At 41.1% G+C, this 691-nt stretch carries 2 protein-coding genes; both read left to right on the forward strand.

Translation table 11 applies throughout. The features are described from left to right. On the forward strand, nt 1-206 hold a 206-nt coding region (gene tnpB, locus CBG25_RS02360; protein ID WP_290604256.1), incomplete at its 5' end, for an IS66 family insertion sequence element accessory protein TnpB. A 41-nt stretch (nt 207-247) separates the two neighbouring features. Further along, nucleotides 248-460 (forward strand): hypothetical protein, encoded by a 213-nt coding sequence (locus CBG25_RS02365; RefSeq protein WP_290604258.1) that lies wholly within the window; start codon nt 248-250, stop codon nt 458-460. The last annotated feature ends 231 nt before the right edge of the window (nt 461-691 follow it).

The raw sequence follows: 691 nt of genomic DNA on the forward strand, positions 1-691 counted from the left end.
ATCGTGACAAGGTAAAAGCCCTTTACTGGGATAAAACCGGTTTCTGTCTCTGGTACAAACGCCTGGAGCAAGATTTTTTCCGTTGGCCTGCTGCCAGTCAAAAAACCTTACAATTGACCGAAGAACAGTGGTACTGGTTGCTCGCTGGTGTCGACCTGGCTAAAATGCGCCTGCACCAACCACTCAACTGCAGGATAGCCAGTTAAATTTTGCGGAGGATTTTGCCGCGGCATGGTAAAGTCACGTCATGAATATCTCGATAGATAACTTACCCAACGATATCAATTTGCTAAAACAGATTATCGTTGATTTTCAGCGCGAAAATCTTCATTGGCAGGAAAAATACCAAATTCTGCTGGAAGAGTTGAATCTTTGCCGCCGAAAACGCTTTGGGCGCAGCGCCGAGCCGCTTTCCCCGCAGGGTGAGGTTTTTAACGAACACGAGTTTCGCAGTCTCTAAAAAAGAAGTATAAATTTAAAAACAAGAAAAAATCAGGATGTTCATATTTTGTCCGGTTATCCATGCATTAAAGATATCTATAAAATATTCTTGCAAGTAAGCAGTAAACTAGTTGCTGAATAGAGACTTGCATTTTTTGTCACGCTATTGAGAATAAAAAGAGGTTTAACTTAGAGAATAAAGGTTTGAAATGATCAACAAAGAGCGGCTGTTACGAGATAATCGTTTATG

This window comes from Arsenophonus sp. ENCA (assembly GCF_002287155.1).
GTDB classification, from domain to species: Bacteria; Pseudomonadota; Gammaproteobacteria; order Enterobacterales; family Enterobacteriaceae; genus Arsenophonus; species Arsenophonus nilaparvatae.